This is a genomic window from Caldivirga sp. UBA161, from assembly GCF_002506515.1.
GTDB lineage: Archaea > Thermoproteota > Thermoprotei > Thermoproteales > Thermocladiaceae > Caldivirga.
This window is the reverse complement of record NZ_DAXS01000056.1, coordinates 2,352-3,625: the sequence shown is the minus strand read 5'-3', so window position 1 is coordinate 3,625 and position 1,274 is coordinate 2,352. Positions and strand designations below refer to the sequence as shown.

Genomic DNA, 1,274 nt, shown 5'->3' with positions numbered 1-1,274 from the left:
AGTTATTTATAACTCATCAATACTGTGGACAATGTAGTAGGGATAGGCATATGCATTATATTCCTATGGGCTGTGCCTACGGATGGGGAAATAGAGTTTGCGTTTAAGAGAGGAATAGTTCAAGTGGGATCTAGTTCCCTTAAGCATGCTAAATTCCTGATTTCTACCTTAAGTACCTAACTTAGTGAGGAATTATAATACCTTAAATAACTTACTTCTATGAATCATGTGAAATTATGGGTTATGAAGCTTACTTCATTAATGTGGGGTATTTTAACCTGCACATTTCTCCTTATACTTAGTGATAGCCCTCATTAATAAGTCTTCAGCAATCTCAATAATGCCCTGATTATAATTGCGCATGCTCCTTAATGATTCAAGTGAATCCATAAGCATATTAATACCTTCACATTCCCTCCTTTCATAGGGCCTCTCCTTAACTAAAGTCCTGTACTTAGCCATGGCCATCATACCCTCCTCACGCTTACCAATCTTAAAAGACGCCACGGCTAGGCTATGCCAAGTATAGGCGTATTCAGGATTTAGCTTAGCAGACTCCTTAAACAATTCATAGGCTAACTCATACTTACCCAACTTAAAGGCACACCAGCCACCCCAGAGTAGGCTTGATGCATCACCTTGCCTTAAGTTCAATTCAAGGGCCTTTTCATAAGCCTTTAATGCCTCATCCTTACTCCCAGTGGCCTCAAGGCATATAGCTAAGCCATGCCATGCCCCTGGTATTTCAGGGCACCTTAATAAGTATTCCCTATAAAGCCTTAATCCATGTGAATACTCCATTAGGCATATTGAGGCTTCAGCCGCTTTATAGAGGGCTTTACAGTACTCAGTGTTCATAAGGCTAGGAAAAATATCCTACTTATAAAAATTACCCTCACATACACTTTTAAGCTGTGCAACCGCATTTAAGGCATGGCTTAATAACCCAGTTAAATAGAGCTGTAAAGCTTATGGAGGTTAAGGTAAGATGGATCCATATTATTCTACCCTTAGCTTCAATTTAAACCCAATAGCCTCACGCCTATGCCATATACATTAGTTTTAGTTAAAGCAACACTTTTAACCTCAATTATTATTAAAAGGCAATGAGCCTACTCTATAAGTCCTACATCTACGTATCAGTGGAGTGTGATATGAATTATGATAAGTATGATTATGGTGGGCGTAAGTATGTGCCCTGTATATTTAGGTTAACCAAGCCTATTGCAAAAAAGGCTTCATCAATATTAAGGGACTATGCCGGTAGGTTACTT

General features: G+C 38.9%; 1 protein-coding gene. It reads right to left on the bottom strand.

Translation table 11 applies throughout. The features are described 5' to 3' along the window. Positions 1 to 273: 273 nt before the first annotated feature. Positions 274 to 858: a tetratricopeptide repeat protein gene (locus BP896_RS06495; protein ID WP_291766882.1), complete on the bottom strand. Its 585-nt coding sequence runs from the start codon at positions 856 to 858 to the stop codon at positions 274 to 276. Positions 859 to 1,274: the final 416 nt, after the last annotated feature.

Bases quoted from the DNA above. Each gene is read 5' to 3' on its own strand.
- BP896_RS06495 (WP_291766882.1), bottom strand. From the start codon at position 858: ATGAACACTGAGTACTGTAAAGCCCTCTATAAAGCGGCTGAAGCCTCA.